This window comes from Nostoc sp. KVJ3, from assembly GCF_026127265.1.
Taxonomy (GTDB): domain Bacteria; phylum Cyanobacteriota; class Cyanobacteriia; order Cyanobacteriales; family Nostocaceae; genus Nostoc.
This window is the reverse complement of sequence record NZ_WWFG01000002.1, coordinates 663,512-679,201: the sequence shown is the minus strand read 5'-3', so window position 1 is coordinate 679,201 and position 15,690 is coordinate 663,512. Positions and strand designations below refer to the sequence as shown.

11 protein-coding genes are annotated in these 15,690 nt (G+C 42.4%); 6 read left to right on the top strand and 5 right to left on the bottom strand.

Annotated elements, in window-relative coordinates; all coding sequences use genetic code 11:
* The first annotated feature begins 157 nt into the window (after positions 1–157).
* On the top strand, positions 158–2,059 hold the full coding sequence (locus tag GTQ43_RS18955) for a caspase family protein (protein ID WP_265274317.1): 1,902 nt from the start codon (positions 158–160) through the stop codon (positions 2,057–2,059).
* Between the two features lie 90 nt (positions 2,060–2,149).
* Here GTQ43_RS18955 and GTQ43_RS18950 read toward each other — a convergent pair whose 3' ends face one another.
* Entirely contained in the window at positions 2,150–2,527 is a 378-nt protein-coding gene (locus GTQ43_RS18950; protein WP_265274316.1) for a Mo-dependent nitrogenase C-terminal domain-containing protein, read from the bottom strand.
* A 965-nt stretch (positions 2,528–3,492) separates the two neighbouring features.
* Here GTQ43_RS18950 and GTQ43_RS18945 point away from each other — a divergent pair.
* Positions 3,493–4,203 carry a lecithin retinol acyltransferase family protein gene (locus GTQ43_RS18945; RefSeq protein ID WP_265274315.1) on the top strand — a complete coding sequence of 237 codons (711 nt, stop codon included), beginning with the start codon at positions 3,493–3,495 and terminating at the stop codon, positions 4,201–4,203.
* Positions 4,204–4,368: 165 nt separating this feature from the next.
* Here the strand turns inward: GTQ43_RS18945 and GTQ43_RS18940 are convergent, their stop codons facing one another.
* The 3 genes from GTQ43_RS18940 to GTQ43_RS18930 form a co-directional block, all read right to left on the bottom strand.
* Complete coding sequence (locus tag GTQ43_RS18940) at positions 4,369–6,138, bottom strand: ribonuclease J (protein WP_265274314.1); 1,770 nt, start codon at positions 6,136–6,138, stop codon at positions 4,369–4,371.
* Between the two features lie 279 nt (positions 6,139–6,417).
* Positions 6,418–7,302: a 4-hydroxy-tetrahydrodipicolinate synthase gene (dapA, locus tag GTQ43_RS18935; protein ID WP_265274313.1), complete on the bottom strand. Its 885-nt coding sequence runs from the start codon at positions 7,300–7,302 to the stop codon at positions 6,418–6,420.
* 133 nt (positions 7,303–7,435) lie between these two features.
* Complete coding sequence (locus tag GTQ43_RS18930) at positions 7,436–8,479, bottom strand: aspartate-semialdehyde dehydrogenase (protein ID WP_265274312.1); 1,044 nt, start codon at positions 8,477–8,479, stop codon at positions 7,436–7,438.
* 974 nt (positions 8,480–9,453) lie between these two features.
* Between GTQ43_RS18930 and tig the strand changes: the two genes are divergently transcribed.
* The 4 genes from tig to GTQ43_RS18910 all read left to right on the top strand — a co-directional run bounded on the left by tig (position 9,454) and on the right by GTQ43_RS18910 (position 14,289).
* Positions 9,454–10,893 carry a trigger factor gene (gene tig, locus GTQ43_RS18925; protein ID WP_265274311.1) on the top strand — a complete coding sequence of 480 codons (1,440 nt, stop codon included), beginning with the start codon at positions 9,454–9,456 and terminating at the stop codon, positions 10,891–10,893.
* A gap of 305 nt (positions 10,894–11,198) precedes the next feature.
* Positions 11,199–11,897 (top strand): ATP-dependent Clp endopeptidase proteolytic subunit ClpP, encoded by a 699-nt coding sequence (gene clpP / locus GTQ43_RS18920; RefSeq protein WP_265274310.1) that lies wholly within the window; start codon positions 11,199–11,201, stop codon positions 11,895–11,897.
* Between the two features lie 9 nt (positions 11,898–11,906).
* Positions 11,907–13,247, top strand: coding sequence for an ATP-dependent protease ATP-binding subunit ClpX (gene clpX / locus GTQ43_RS18915; protein ID WP_265274309.1), 1,341 nt, complete (start codon positions 11,907–11,909; stop codon positions 13,245–13,247).
* Positions 13,248–13,371: 124 nt separating this feature from the next.
* Positions 13,372–14,289: an alpha/beta fold hydrolase gene (locus tag GTQ43_RS18910; protein ID WP_265274308.1), complete on the top strand. Its 918-nt coding sequence runs from the start codon at positions 13,372–13,374 to the stop codon at positions 14,287–14,289.
* A gap of 221 nt (positions 14,290–14,510) precedes the next feature.
* Here the strand turns inward: GTQ43_RS18910 and GTQ43_RS18905 are convergent, their stop codons facing one another.
* Positions 14,511–15,494, bottom strand: coding sequence for a GntR family transcriptional regulator (locus GTQ43_RS18905; protein WP_265274307.1), 984 nt, complete (start codon positions 15,492–15,494; stop codon positions 14,511–14,513).
* Positions 15,495–15,690 lie beyond the last annotated feature (196 nt).

Here is a 15,690-nt window from a genome sequence, read left to right as displayed (position 1 = left end):
AAAGGTATTTTCCGACGATATAACGTAATAAAAATTACATTCTAACTTAAGATTCGATGAGAATCACCGAGACTATTAAGACATAGGTTAGCTTTGTTTTTTTGGCAAAGCCAACCGCAATTTTAAGACCAGCAAACAATAACTGACAAAGAGCGGGATGGCAAATTATTGGGCGATCGCGATTGGCATCAATCACTATCAGTTATTTCAACCTTTAAGTTGTGCCCAAGCTGATGCTGAGGCACTAGAGGATTTTTTGGTGACAGAGGCAGGTTTTCTCCCCAAGCACTGCCTGTTAATGACGGATACTTCGCCGCCAATTGGAGATATATCAACTTATCCAACTAAAGAAAATATTTTGCTGCTGCTTGAGGATTTGGCAGCGACAAGTTGGCAATCGGAAGATTATGTATGGTTATTTTTTAGCGGTTATGGGGTCAACTACAAGGGCAAAGATTACTTAATGCCAGTAGAGGGCAACCCCGAACTCGTACAAGAGACTGGCATAGAATTGCGATCGCTAATGCAAAGTTTGCAACTTGCTGACTTGAATGTATTGCTACTACTTGATATCAACCGCGCTTTTGGCACTCAAGCGGATGCTCCCGTTGGCGAAGAAACAATAGAACTAGCCCAAGAATTACAACTCGCGACAATTCTTTCTTGCCAACCAGAGCAATTTTCTCATGAAAGTAGTGAATTAGGTCACGGATTCTTTACAGCAGCTTTGTTAGAAGCTTTGCGTTCTGGTAATGGCAGCAACTTGGCAGATTTAGAAAGTTATCTAAGCTTGGTCATGCCAAAATTATGTCACCACCACTGGCGGCCTGTCCAAAACCCTGCGACGATTATCCCATCAAGAGCGCAGGTAATCTTGCCAGAATTGGCAATTGAACAGGAATTTGAAGCAAATCCGGTGATTTATCCAGAAGAATCCTTTGCTATCGCCCTTGCAGCGCCTCCCCTCGATGATTACCCAAGAACTTCAGCCGAACGGGGGAGATGGGGAGAAGCTACTGTGAACTCATCCCAACAGGTGAAAGCTCACAAGGTCGAGAAGCCTAAAAGTCAACCAGTCCAGGAGTCAGCTACTAGCTTAGTTTCCCAGCCAATGGCAGAAACTTCTTTAGGAGTGAATTCGAGTGGCAGATTTATCCCTAATTCCTCTAAAGGTTACGTCTCTCGATTACCACCGAATCAGCCAAGCCTTCCTTTTTGGAAACAGTTTATTTTGTGGGGCGGAGGCAGCTTGCTGGTAGCAGGTTTAATTGCTGTAGTTTTTCTCCGTAATCAAGAAACTTTTAGAATTAAGCAAGTCTCAAGGACATTACCCAATAATACTGCTAGCGATCGCCAGGTAATCGAGAATTTACCAAGCGATGTCTCCGACGGGCTACGCCTACGCACTCCAGTAGTTAGAGTCAACAACCAATCTAGCGCTCAAATAAATTCTAATTCCGAGTCGAAAAAGCGGAATCAAGCAGTATTAGACTTGGCGAAAATGTCCCTTAGACAAACTCAGGCTAGCGATTTGAGCATAGCGATCGCTACAGCCCGAAAAATTAAACCCGGTGAACCACTGTACGAACAAGCCCAGGAGAATATTAAGATTTGGAGTCGAATGATTTTAGATTTAGCAGAGGGTCGTGCTAAACAAAGACAGTATGCTGGCGCTATTGCTGCCGCTCGATTAATTACCAAAGAAGAGCCGCTCTATGCCAAAACACAATCAGAAATTAACCTGTGGCGGCTAGAGGGCAAGCAGTATGTGAGTAACCAAACTCTTTTAGATGCGGCTAATGCCTTAATTAAGTCTGGACAGGCATCTACCTACAATCGGGCGATCGAAGTTGCCAAGAAAGTACCAGCAGGTGAACCAGGCTTCGATATTGCCCAAAAATCGATCAATAAATGGAGTGAGAAAATTTTAGACCTGGCCAAGCGTCGCGCCACAGAAGGAGACCGCAATGCTGCAATTGCAACTGCTGCCTTAGTGCCAGAGGAGACAGGCGCTTACGAAGATGCTCAGGATGCCATTCAAAAATGGCAAAAGAAATAATAAAAAAATAGTAAAAAATAGCAGGGAGTTAGGAGTTAGGAGTTATATTATTGATCCCTGACCCATTACTCCTAACTCCTAACTTTTCCTTCAACAGTACTGTGATACATCTTCGCCGCATTCATCGGCTAGATAGCACAGCGCTCGGAAACGTAAACCAACCACTTCTTCATATAAGGGGTTGAGTTTGCACATTGGCGGAATGTGAAACAAGGTTTTCCCAAATACTTTGACATCTCGCTCAAAGGGGCACTGAGATGGGATTAGTTTACATAAACGGTGAGCTAGTTGGCGATCGCTGACTTGAATGCTTTCTACACGCTGCCGTAAAGGTTGGAGAATATCCCAGTAAGGCTTAGAAATAGAACGGTTTAGCTGGGTTACTTTGTGTTGACTAGTCTCTGCTTGATTGATTGATACCCAGCTAGCCAGAAAAATCTTTTTTGTGGTATTGTCGAATACCTTCATGGTTTATCCTCTGTATTATTGAGGTTATTCACCTTTTTGATGAATATATACAACGTGGCAACGAACTTTCCCGGAAAAATCGCGTCCTGACTGCGATATAATATAATACCTGATTAGCCACTTAAGTCAGAACCTAATTTATTACTACGTCAAGTTAATCGCAATTTTCTGGGGATCGGTAGTGTAATATTACGATCTTGTTCATAACTTGACACAGTTTAAATTTTAATAAAGACATCCATCATTGGATAGGTTTTAGTGTAACATTTACAAACCTTAATATAAGGTCTTTCTAAAAGAATTTTTCCTAAGTATAAACATCAGTAATACCCTAGAAGGCATTTTTCCGCTCAGTGTTCCCACTTTCTCACGTAAGTGTGTCTTGTTCATTGCTGACTGAATACCGTAGAAGTAGAGAGAATTCGGTAGAGGTTGCTGTTTTTTGCATCTTTCCCCTTGAGTCAGACTAAAGGGGAAAGGTGTAAATCCGATTCCTTACTTACTAGCGTTTGTCCTTGGCGTTGGTGCAGCCATCGCAGTGCAACTAAATATAAGTAGTTAAACAAAATTCATTACACAATGTCATTGCGAATGGAGCGAAGCGAAATGAAGCAATCGTGGGGGCTAGGATTGCTTCGCTTCGCTCGCAATGGCTGTAATTAATTCTGCATGGTTACTTATAGACTCGGTAGCAAGTTTAAGTGGTAATACCCAAAATATTCTGATTGGCTAAAAATTAAACTCAGATATTTATGAAGTATTACTTTTAAAAAAATCTTTTTAAATATAAATACTTATTTAAACATTTTTTTAGTATAAAAAGATGATCTTAAAATATTTCAATATTTTAAGCTAACTCAGTTTAAGTACTCTAGTAATCCAGATAAAGACTGTGCCACAAATATCTTAAGCAACTACTATTTTTGTTGCTATTAACAAAACTGAGTATTAAAGGCGACTACAACATGAGCAAAGGTGATCATATTTACTTTAATTGTGGTGGTTACAGCCATCATGGTATTGACTGTGGTGATGGTACAGTTATTCACTACACAAAAAATCAGGGAAATATTTCTCGTGTTTCTTGGGATTCATTTGCATCTGGAAAGACAGTATTTCTAAGGGAGTATGGTAGTTTTGACTTGCCTCATGTTGTAATTCAACGCGCCGAAAGCCGATTGGGGGAAAACGCCTACAACCTGTTTGGTAATAATTGCGAACACTTTGCTACATGGTGTAAGACAGGAATACACGCAAGCGAACAAGTCAAAAATGCTGGAGCAACAGCAGGAGGAGCGTCTGTAAGTGGAGCCGCAGTTGCAGGCATTGGCGCACTTGGTATGGCTCCTGCTGCTATAACAACCCTAGCAATGAATAGGGTTTTAGAAGATGACGAAAATCTTACTAGCGAGGAGCGAGAAGCTCGTGCTGTTGGTAGAACAATGACGACTGTTGGTGCTGCTGCTGGCACTGCCGGAGCCGTTGGTGCTGTTGCAGCCTATGGAACTGTTGCTGGTCTGAGTGCTACTGGAATCACTTCAGGGTTAGCGGCTGTTGGGGCGACAGTTGGCGGTGGTATGGCAGCAGGTGTAGCTATCACGGTTGCAGCACCAGCAGTTGCAGCAGCAGCAGTTGGTTATGGTGCTTATTGTTTCTGGAAATGGATACCAGAATAATAAATCACTACTCCCGACAAAGTTGTTTATACGTAACGACTCCACTTTATAAAAGCAAAATAAAAGCAAATGATTTTTCTCTAAATCTCACACCAAAGCGCAAAGACATTAGAAGAAAAATTCTACGTCTCTGCGCTTTTGTGTTAAATTCTACTTTAAATATCTCTATGATGCTACCTGAGCAGCAGTCCGAGTCCGCCGTCTTCTACCATCAGCAACTTTCACAGGTGGCTCATCAGGAATTTGCATCAACAAAGTCACAGATGGCTGACATTGCAATTCTCGACGGATGGAACGTTGCAATTCTCGTTCTAAAGTTCCTTGCAATCCACCCCAGTCTATATCTGCTGCTTCACCGCCAGGAGCAAATTCTGTCCAGCGCACAGTGAGGATTTCTTCAATGCGTTGTTTTACCCAGGTTTGTAACAGCGATCGCTCTACACTTGTAACTACACCCCTCAGGTGAGTTTCTGGTTTCGCTAACAGTTTACCATTCCAATCAATGGCAGCTGCAATGGTAATAATGCCTTCTGAAGCCATGCGTTGTCGTTCTTGTAAAACTTTGGAACTTACCATACCCGAACTGGTAGTATCCACCAATTCAATACCAGATGGCACTTTACCAGCGACGCGGATAGCATCTTCAGTCAGTTCGACAATATCACCATTCTGGATAATAATCATGTTTTCTGCGGGAATGCCCATACTCTGAGCCGTTTCTGCGTGCTTCACTAGCATCCGATGTTCGCCGTGAAATGGCACAAAGAATTTGGGTCGAGTTAAGGCAATCATCAACTTTTGTTCTTCCTGACAGCCGTGACCGGAGACGTGAATCCCTTTATCCCGACCATAGACCACTTTTGCACCTTGAATCATTAATTTATCAATGGTGTTGACTACAGCGATCGTATTTCCGGGAATTGGGTTAGCAGAGAATACTACGGTATCTCCTTCGCGGATTTTAATGTGAGGATGTTCTTTGTTGGCGATGCGGGTCATTGCTGCCATCGTTTCACCCTGAGAACCTGTAGTTAAAATTAGTACTCTTTCATCAGGTAGATTGCGGACTGCGTGCAATGGTTGCAGCAAATTATCTTCACACTTGATGTAACCTAAATTACGGGCATGAGCAATCAAGTTCAGCATGGAACGCCCCACAATCGTCACTACACGGTTTTGCTTTTTGGCAATATCCAAAATCATGTTGATGCGATGGACGCTAGAAGCAAAGGTTGTGACGAATAATCGTCCAGTGGCTTGACTAAATACTCTCTCCAGATTGGGATAAACTGAACGTTCTGAAGGTGTAAATCCTGGGATTTCGGCGTTAGTGGAATCACTTAGAAGGCAAAGAACGCCTTTTTCCCCATGTTCTGCTAGGCGTTGCAAATCAAACTTTTCCCCATCTACTGGGGTATGATCGATTTTGAAATCCCCTGTGTGAATGACTACACCAAGGGGAGTATGAATGGCAACAGTGAAACTATCAGCGATAGAGTGGGTGTTGCGGATATATTCCACTAAAAAGTTTTTGCCAATTCGCACTACATCTCGTGGTAAAACTGTTCTAATTTCTGTGCGATCGCGGACTCCTGCTTCTTCCAATTTACCCTCTAGCATTGCCATTGCTAGCCTTGGCCCATAAATTACGGGAATATCAAATTGCTTGAGATGAAAAGCAATCCCACCGATATGGTCTTCATGACCATGAGTCACGATCATCCCTTTAATTTTGTGGCGATTTTCCCGCAGATAGGTCGTATCTGGTAAAACAATATTGACTCCATGCATCGCCTCTGTGGGAAAAGCCAATCCCGCATCTAAGAGGATAATTTCATCGTCATACTCAAAAAGACAGGTATTTTTCCCAATTTCGTGTAAACCGCCCAATGGAATAATTTTCAAGGCGGAATTGTTAGCTTCGTTTTTAGCCATTTTCTCCTGAGATTGTTACTTGTAGTTAATCAAGTTGATAGTTAACGAACTTGTATTTAAGACAACATCATCTGCCTCTTAAGCCAGTCTGAAAGCAATCAAGTTTTAATTGAAATTTTCAATTTTTTATTCAATAAAATCGACTGTAAACTGAAGAATTCATAGTATATCTATCAGTCTTAGCACAGGTTTTTAAATTGCAACTTATGAACAATTATGGTCATTGTTTATATGTATCTTTATAAAGCAACAGATTACCAACTATTAACCAGATGTTGGCTAGATTAAACTAAGTTGTTTCAGAACCGCTTCTAACTTTTGACTTACTTCTAAATCAGCTTCACATAGCGGTGGACGAGTTGAACCAACCTGCCAACCTTGAAGTTCGAGTGCTTTTTTCACTGGAATGGGATTTGAAGTGAGAAATAAAGCCTTAAATAACGGGAAGAGTTGGAGATGAATCTGGCTGGCTATCTCAATTTTACCCGAACTAAAAGCTTGGATCATCTGCTGTAGTTGGTTTCCTACCAGGTGAGAAGCCACACTTACCACGCCCTTTGCGCCGATCGCTAACAAGGGCAAAGTCATGTAATCATCACCAGAATAGATGTGGAATTCTTTTGGTGTCAAGCGGCGAATTTCGCTTGCTTGATCTATACTACCAGTGGATTCTTTAATCCCGATAATATTACTAACCTTAGCTAACCGGGCAACTGTTTCTGGCTGAAGGTTTTGTCCGGTACGACCTGGGACATTATATAACAACAATGGTAAGTCGGGACAGGCTTGTGCTATCGCCTGAAAGTGGGCTTCCAATCCTGCTTGTGGCGGTTTGTTGTAATAAGGAACAACTTGTAAGGAACCATGTACTCCTATTTTAGACGCTTTTTGGGTGGCTGCGATCGCTTCTTTGGTGGAATTTGAACCACAACCTGCGATTACCTTGGCTTTTCCTGCCACGGATTTTAATACTTCGACAAACAACTGGTATTCCTCATCCCAACTCAGTGTAGGCGATTCTCCTGTTGTGCCACACACTACCAATGTATCTGTACCGTTGTTAGCTAGATGCGCTGCCAGTTCTGCCGCTACATCATAATCTACACTACCGTCTGTTTTAAACGGCGTAATCATAGCGGTTAAAACATTACCAAAATCTCCCACCCTGTTTTCACTCCTGATTACCCATGTTTTTTTATCTTGGTGGTTTCCTATTGTAATAACCTATCTGCAAATTGCTTTCAACAGTGATTTGCACATTTGGTCTTTTTCATTAGTTGTTTATTTTTACTAATGACTAGCTTGAAACGTAAGCCTTAGCAGCTGTAAGTAGATTTTTTTCTACCAGTAACTCGGCGATTTGTATTGCATTCAATGCTGCGCCTTTGCGGATTTGGTCGCCACACAACCATAATTCCAAGCCACATGGGTGAGAAATATCCTGACGAATTCTTCCCACTAAAACTTCATCTTTACCAGTTGCTTCAATTGGCATCGGAAAATGATTAGTTTCCCAATCTTCTACCAATTTCACTCCAGGGGAGGAATTTAAAATCTCTCTGGCTTCCTCTGCACTAAAGGGAGTTTCAAATTCTAAATTAATGGCTTCTGAATGGGCGCGGAGTACGGGAACCCGTATACAGGTTGCAGTAATTCTGATTTGCTGCGTCCCAAATATTTTTCGGGTTTCGTTGACCATTTTCATCTCTTCCTCACAATAACCCAAATCGTTTAATGGTGAGTTGTGGGGAAATAAATTAAATGCCAGTGGATAAGGCAATACCTCAGCAACTGGCGGCTGTCCTTGTAGTATAGCGCTTGTTTGGGTTTTGACTTCTGCCATTGCTCTAGCACCTGCACCACTAGCAGATTGGTAGGTTGAAGCTACGATGCGTTGCACTGGTTTAACTTTATGCAATGGCCATACTGCCACAGCCATTAAAATTGTTGTGCAGTTGGGGTTAGCAATAATGCCTTGATGATTAGCTGCGGCTTGGGGATTTACCTCTGGCACTATTAAGGGAACTTCCGGGTTCATCCGAAAGGCACTGGAGTTGTCAATTACCACTGCGCCCTTTGCTACGGCAATTGGTGCCCAAGTTTTAGATGTGGAACCACCTGCACTAGCTAGTACTATATCGATATTTTCAAAGGCGCGATCGCTCACTGACTCTATTGGGATATTTTCGCCTTTAAACTCTAGCGATCGCCCCACACTCCGCTCTGATGCCAATAACTTCAACTCAGCAATGGGAAAATTACGGCTTTCTAATAACTCCAGCAACTCTGTGCCAACAGCACCAGTTGCTCCCAAAATAGCTAAACGATAGGATTTCGACAAACTTGCTTCCTCCTTTAAGAAACTTAACTCTGCAATTTTTTGGAACAATTGACAATTTGTTTATATTTAAATAGCGATCGCAGTCTGGAAATAAATTTTGAATAAATTCTGATTTCTTTCTAATTTAGTCTATCTCTACCTATTTAATACATTTATTCTCTTGACTATTTAATTCAAATTATAGTGATCTTGTCATTATAAAAATAATTAGCTATCCGGTTTTTACATTAATTTTAAACTATATATTATTATACGACAAACTGCCATTTAATATAAAATATGGAGATATCTGCACTTAGGCGCACTTAGATATTTAATAAGCATCTCACCTGTAAAGCAGAAAAAATTATTGGCTGTAAAGTTGCTTACCAAGATGACGAATATACATTAAGTATCTAAAAGGATAAAACCAACACACCATAAAGCTAATTTGTGCGGCTAGGTAGCAGATGTACTCTCGTACCACAACATAATAGCTAGATTCAATAACTATAACTTTAACTTTTAAGTATTAACTACTCGCTGAAAACCAGGATATCACGGCGTTAGCCCTCTGAATAATTAATTCCTAAGTTCACAATGACTGTGGAGAAGTTTTCTAATGCCCCCTGAGCAGTGCTTAGTTAAGAGTATAGGAGTTAAGGGTTCTGCCTCTTGTGCCAATGCCCAATGCCCCCGATGTGCTGAGTTGTGAGTGCTGAGTGCTGAATTTCACTTCTTTACTCGGAACTCGGAACTGTTTTGCCCAATACCCCATTAACAAAATTGTTATGAAGGTAAAATGTCAAGTCCTTGGTAATTGGCAGTAAACTGGATCTTTGCCCCAGGATAAACATCCATCGATTAGGATGTCACAAGACCTTTTGGCAAACCTCCATTCCCTTAAGAGACATCAAGGCATAAACGCAAACAATTATTTTATTGCGTTTTGTGTGTACTCGAAGTATAAAATACCAGAAAACTAGAGACGAAGCATGAAAGTCACCCAGGAAAAACTTCCCGCCAGCCAAATTGGCCTGGAAATAGAGATTACGCCGGAAATTACCAAGCAAACTTACGAACAGGTCATTAAGAACCTAGCGAGTACTGCCAATATTCCTGGGTTTCGTAAAGGCAAAGTACCTCGGCCGATTTTACTACAAAGGCTGGGTACAACTCGGATCAAGGCAGCAGCGCTAGAAGAACTAATTCAAGATGGCATTGAGCAAGCAGTCAAACAAGAAGCTATCCCGGCAATAGGTCAACCGCAATTGCGCTCCTCCTTTGAAGATTTGATTAAGAATTATGAACCGGGAAAACCTCTGACGATTTCGGCAGCTGTCGATGTAGAACCAGAAATAAATCTCGTGCAGTACACTGATTTGCTTTTCCAAGCTGAAGAAGTCAAGTACGATCCAGAACGAGTTGATAGTACCCTCGACAAGGAACGTCAAGAATTGGCGACATTGATTCCTGTGGAAGGACGTGCAGCCCAAATTGGTGATATTGCCGTAGTCGATTTTAAAGGCTCATTCGCCAAAGCCGAGGGCGAAGACGAAACAGCTGAACTAGAACCGATTCCTGGAGCCGAAGCGACTGATTTTCAAGTTGAGTTGCAGGAAGATAAATTTATCCCAGGCTTTATTTCGGGAATAGTAGGGATGAATCCTGAAGAAACCAGAGAAATTGCGGCGCAGTTCCCAGATCCTTATGCTAATGAAGATTTAGCTGGAAAAGCGGCAACTTTCACAGTGACGCTTAAGGAACTTAAGGAAAAGGAACTACCGGAAATAAATGACGATTTCGCCCAGGAAATCAGCGATTTTGAAACCTTAGAGGAGTTACGCGCTTCTTTGGTAGAGCGATATCAAAAAGAGGCGGACGACAAAACAAAAGTAAATAAACAGGAAGCGCTGTTAACGGAACTGCTCAAGCACGTAGAAGTTGACTTACCACTAACCTTAGTTGAACAAGAAGTGGATGCAATGCTAACCCAAACAGCAATGCGGCTTTCTCAGCAAGGGTTAGATGTGAGGAAGTTGTTTACTCAAGATATTATTCCTCAATTGCGGGAGCGATCGCGCACTGAGGCTATAGAACGCATCAAACGCTCCTTGTCCTTGCGAGAAGTAGGTAAACGCGAATCTATCCAGGTAACACCAGAAGAAATCGCAGTCAGAGTCAAAGAACTTTTGGAACAGTATCCAGAGGAACAGGATGTTGATGAAGATAGACTGCGCTCAATCGTGGAAAACGAACTATTAACCGAAAAAACCCTCGATTGGCTCTTAGAACATTCTTCAGCTGAACTTGTACCCGAAGGTTCCTTAGCTCCCGCAGAGGAGACGGAAGACGCAGAATCAGATACTGAAACTGATGCACCTCAAACAGAGGTAGAAAACAGCGAAACTTCAACAGAAGTCACAGAAGGATAATTAAAAAATCCCATAGCCATAAGTTCACCAGTTCTGAGTTAAAGTACTGGTGAAATGGGTAAGGTAAGGGAGATGAGGGCACATTTTATGCCCAATGCCCAATTCCCAATTCCTAAATTTAAAAAATTAATCAATTTTCAGCAAATAGTGACATATGTTATGGACTGAGCTTGATACTGTGTTACACGAGAGGAAATTATATGAGGCATAATGGTTAACACGTAGCTTATAAAAATCCCATCCGTCGAAAAGGCAGCATATGCTGCTGAAACATTTGTCCTAAACTATCGTCAAAGAAAGCTTGTATGCTTGTATCACAATCGGGAAATTACCCCATCAGCAACCAAAGTCAAATAAACATTAACTCCCAGTTGAGCAGCCCGAGCAACATAGTGCCGATGGTGGTAGAACAATCTGGCATGGGAGAAAGGGCTTTCGACATCTACTCCCGCCTACTGCGAGAGCGGATTATCTTTTTGGGAACACCAATAGACGATGCCGTAGCCAACTCAATTGTCGCTCAACTGTTATTCCTAGATTCCGAAGACTCAGAGAAAGACATCCAAATGTATGTTAATTCTCCTGGCGGCTCGGTCTACGCAGGGATGGCAATCTATGATACGATACAGCAAATTCGCCCTGATGTTGTTACCATCTGTTTTGGATTAGCCGCGAGCATGGGGGCATTTTTGTTGACAGCAGGGGCTGCCGGTAAGCGAATGTCTCTGCCCGACTCCCGGATTATGATTCACCAACCACTTGGTGGCGCTCAAGGTCAAGCCATTGACATTGAAATTCAAGCCAGAGAAATTCTTTATGTTAAGGCTAAGTTGAATCAGTTAATGGCTCATCATACTGGTCAACCCTTAGAAAGAATTGAAGCAGATACTGAGCGCGACTTTTTCATGTCGGCAGAAGAGGCAAAAAACTACGGTTTGATCGATCAGGTCATTTCCAGGCAAAATCTTCCCACAGCAGGGGAAAACGTCACCATTCTGAAATAAGAGGCTGGTATGGTTAGGCACGACTCCCATTTAAAATGTTCATTTTGTGGCAAATCTCAAGAGCAGGTGCGTAAATTAATCGCGGGCCCGGGAGTCTACATCTGCGATGAATGCGTTGACTTGTGTAATGAAATACTAGACGAGGAGTTACTAGATACTAATGGTGCGGTAGCACAACCCGCACCAAGAACAGAACCACCTCAGAAACGGCGTACCCACTCTTCTAGTATTTCTTTTAATCAAATACCCAAGCCAAGAGAGATTAAAAAGTATCTAGACGAACACGTTATTGGGCAAGACGAAGCAAAAAAAGTGCTGTCAGTAGCCGTTTACAATCACTACAAACGGTTGGCAGTGATTCAGTCTAAAGCCAGTGGCAAAGGTGGGGCGGATGATGCTGTAGAACTGCAAAAGTCCAACATTTTGTTAATTGGCCCGACTGGTTGCGGCAAAACTCTCTTAGCGCAAACCCTAGCGAAAATCTTGGATGTCCCCTTTGCCGTTGCTGATGCTACGACGCTGACGGAAGCAGGGTATGTGGGAGAAGATGTAGAAAATATCTTGCTGCGACTGTTGCAAGTGGCAGATTTGGATATAGAAGAAGCGCAACGAGGAATTATCTACATTGATGAAATTGACAAAATTGCTCGTAAGAGTGAGAACCCGTCAATTACCCGCGATGTTTCTGGCGAAGGCGTGCAACAAGCCTTGCTGAAAATGTTAGAGGGCACGATCGCCAATGTACCACCCCAAGGAGGGCGTAAGCATCCTTATCAAGACTGCATCCAGATTGATACAAGTAATATTTTGTTCGTCTGCGGTGGTGCTTTTGTAGGCTTAGAAAAGGTTGTGGATCAGAGAGTTGGCAAAAAAGCAATAGGCTTTGTGCAACCTGGAGAAGGCCAAACGAAAGAAAAACGGGCAGCAGATACTCTTCGCCATCTAGCACCGGACGATCTAGTAAAATTTGGCATGATTCCAGAATTTATTGGGCGCGTGCCAATGGTAGCAGTAGTAGATCCGCTAGATGAAGAAGCGCTAATGGCGATTCTCACCCAACCACGCAGCGCCTTAGTCAAGCAGTACCAAAAACTGCTGAAGATGGATAATGTCCAGTTAGATTTTAAACCAGAAGCTTTACGAGCGATCGCACAGGAAGCCTACCGCCGTAAAACTGGTGCCAGAGCCCTACGCGGCATTGTCGAAGAACTTATGCTGGATGTCATGTACGAGTTACCGTCCCGTAAGGATGTGACACGTTGTACAGTAACACGGGAAATGGTCGAGAAGCGATCGACTGCCGAACTGATCGTACATCCATCTTCACTACCGAAACCAGAGTCAGCTTAAATCATTGCTGTACATGGATAGCGGGGTGTTTAGACCGTCTTGAGTGAAGTTAGGAGTGAAGAGTGTAGAATGAGTAATTAACTCAAAACTCCAAATTAAAACTCCTAACTCCTAACTCTCAAAAATGCCTTATATTAAAGTTCGTGGCGTTGATCATTACTACGAATGGGTGAAAAAACCATCTGGTTTTGTAGTAAAACCAGTAATGGTTTTTATGCATGGTTGGGCTGGTTCGGCTAGGTATTGGCAAAATACTGCTAATGCTTTATCAGAGGAATTTGATTGTTTACTCTACGATTTGCGAGGATTTGGCCGTTCTCCTGGTAAGCCAACCATAGCCCAAGCAAGTGAAGCTGTTGCTGAGGCGGAGTCCCCGCAGGAAGAATCAGAGGCAATCAGAGAGTTAAGCTATGAATTAGAAGAATACGCTGATGATTTGGCAGCTTTGTTAGATGGGTTGCATCTTCAGAGTGTCTATATCAATGCTCACTCGATGGGCGCTTCTGTTGCTGCTTTATTTTTTAACCGCTATCCTCAACGAGTGGAACGAGGAATTTTAACCTGTAGCGGCATTTTTGAGTATGATGAAAAATCCTTTAGTGCCTTTCATAAATTCGGTGGCTATGTAGTAAAATTCCGTTTCAAGTGGTTAAGCAAAATTCCATTTGTTGACCGGATGTTTATGGCGAGATTTTTATATAGTTCAATACCACATTCTGAGCGTCAAGCTTTTTTACAAGATTTTCTGGAAGCAGATTACGATGCAGCTTTAGGGACAATTTTTACTTCCGTTAGTAAGGCTCAATCTGAAGTAATGCCGCTTGAGTTTGCCAAGTTGACAGTACCAACTCTACTCGTAGCGGGGGAGTATGACAAGATTATTCCAGCCGAAATGGGGCGTAAAGCAGCTGCACTGAGTGACAAAGTGGAATTTGTGATGATTCGCAATACAGCACATTTCCCGATGTTGGAAGATGCTCCGACTTATATGCAACTAGTGCAAAAGTTTTTGCAAATTTCAATACCAGAACCACAAGTGTGATGCAATAGAGTTCTTCGGATAAGGTTTTTTGATGAAAGTCATAGATCGCAAAGACGCGATAAATCGCCGTCTTTACAATAATCAGTCCTTTGTAGAGATGGCGATTTATCGTGTCTCTTCCCTTAACCAAACCGTATTTATTGAGGTGTGATGACTTAAACGAACCACAGAGACAAATAAGGGTTTTGACTATTGTTTACGTAAGTCCATTTATCTTTGAATTAACTCAAACCCAATTCTCGTTTTAGCAAGTTAATTGAGTTAGTGCCGATATAATTTTCCACCTTAATCAACTTTGGTGGACGAATAATATCTTCATCAGATGCTTGCACGGCTGCTTGCACTGCCGCAAAACTGGCTTGATCGCTGATGATTACCTCAGCCCGTTTAACCATAGCCTGAAGTTTATAGGCATCTTTTGGTTGCGAAGTCATCACAAGTAGTTCATCTCCCCGCAGACCGTGGAGAATTACTTCTGCTGCTCGTGCTATCCCAGAACTGAGGCTAACTATACCTACACAATTTTCTTTTGGTAGGGTTTTCAAGAGGCTGAGTTCTTTGCTGTAGTCATATATATCCAGAGGAATTACCCGTGCAGCTTTCGGAGCGGCGATCGCTTCCACATTACTGATAAAATATCGACTTGTGACTACTGTCGCCGAGGTAGTTTTATCTAATACAGCTGTTAATTCTTCCATTGCTACCAACTGGACTGGGATTTTTAGCGATCGCTCCAATTCATACACCATCAACTCACCAGCACCCATATCATAAGATGGAACTGCAACCAGTACCCGCGCACTACAACGCAAGCGCCAGTCAATTTCCGCTAAAAATAACTCTCTGGCTTGATTGAGCGAACATCCTTGAGAGAGCAGATCGTCAAGTGCTTTCTGGACAACTTGATATGTATCAGGATTTTGTTTGAGAATTGGTGATTGCAGCCTACTACCGCCCTCATGACCTTGGGGACGAACATAAATGCCTGAACCAGCCATACTCTCAACAAATCCGTCTTCCTCCAGTTGACGGTAAACTTTGCTAATGGTATTACGATGTAATCCAGTTTGCATTGCCAGCGCCCGTGTGCTTGGCAATTTGTAAGCAGGGGGATATTGCCGAGAAGCGATCGCAAATCGGATTTGATTAAATAGCTGGGTTGACGCGGGAATTTCACTGTCTGGCTGAATACGGAATTGAATCATCACCAAACCTCCTAAATACTAAGTGCTGAGTTATGTTAGCGGTAGCGGGGCGTTTAGCCCGTGCTGAGTATTAAGTTTTGCTTTTATACTCTGGACTTTTAACTCAGCCTCATTTCATAACCAGCTGCTATTGCTAGATATCAAATGTTTGATTTACATATAAAATTTTTCTGTTACAAACTTTGAATAGGCTCAC

What these genes read in the sequence shown, in the direction of transcription:
- GTQ43_RS18945 (WP_265274315.1), top strand. Translation starts at nt 3,493, where the DNA reads ATGAGCAAAGGTGATCATATTTACTTTAATTGTGGTGGTTACAGCCAT.
- GTQ43_RS18955 (WP_265274317.1), top strand. Translation starts at nt 158, where the DNA reads ATGGCAAATTATTGGGCGATCGCGATTGGCATCAATCACTATCAGTTA.
- GTQ43_RS18940 (WP_265274314.1), bottom strand. Translation starts at nt 6,138, where the DNA reads ATGGCTAAAAACGAAGCTAACAATTCCGCCTTGAAAATTATTCCATTG.
- clpX (WP_265274309.1), top strand. Translation starts at nt 11,907, where the DNA reads ATGGTTAGGCACGACTCCCATTTAAAATGTTCATTTTGTGGCAAATCT.
- GTQ43_RS18950 (WP_265274316.1), bottom strand. Translation starts at nt 2,527, where the DNA reads ATGAAGGTATTCGACAATACCACAAAAAAGATTTTTCTGGCTAGCTGG.
- clpP (WP_265274310.1), top strand. Translation starts at nt 11,199, where the DNA reads ATGCTTGTATCACAATCGGGAAATTACCCCATCAGCAACCAAAGTCAA.
- tig (WP_265274311.1), top strand. Translation starts at nt 9,454, where the DNA reads ATGAAAGTCACCCAGGAAAAACTTCCCGCCAGCCAAATTGGCCTGGAA.
- GTQ43_RS18905 (WP_265274307.1), bottom strand. Translation starts at nt 15,494, where the DNA reads ATGATTCAATTCCGTATTCAGCCAGACAGTGAAATTCCCGCGTCAACC.
- GTQ43_RS18910 (WP_265274308.1), top strand. Translation starts at nt 13,372, where the DNA reads ATGCCTTATATTAAAGTTCGTGGCGTTGATCATTACTACGAATGGGTG.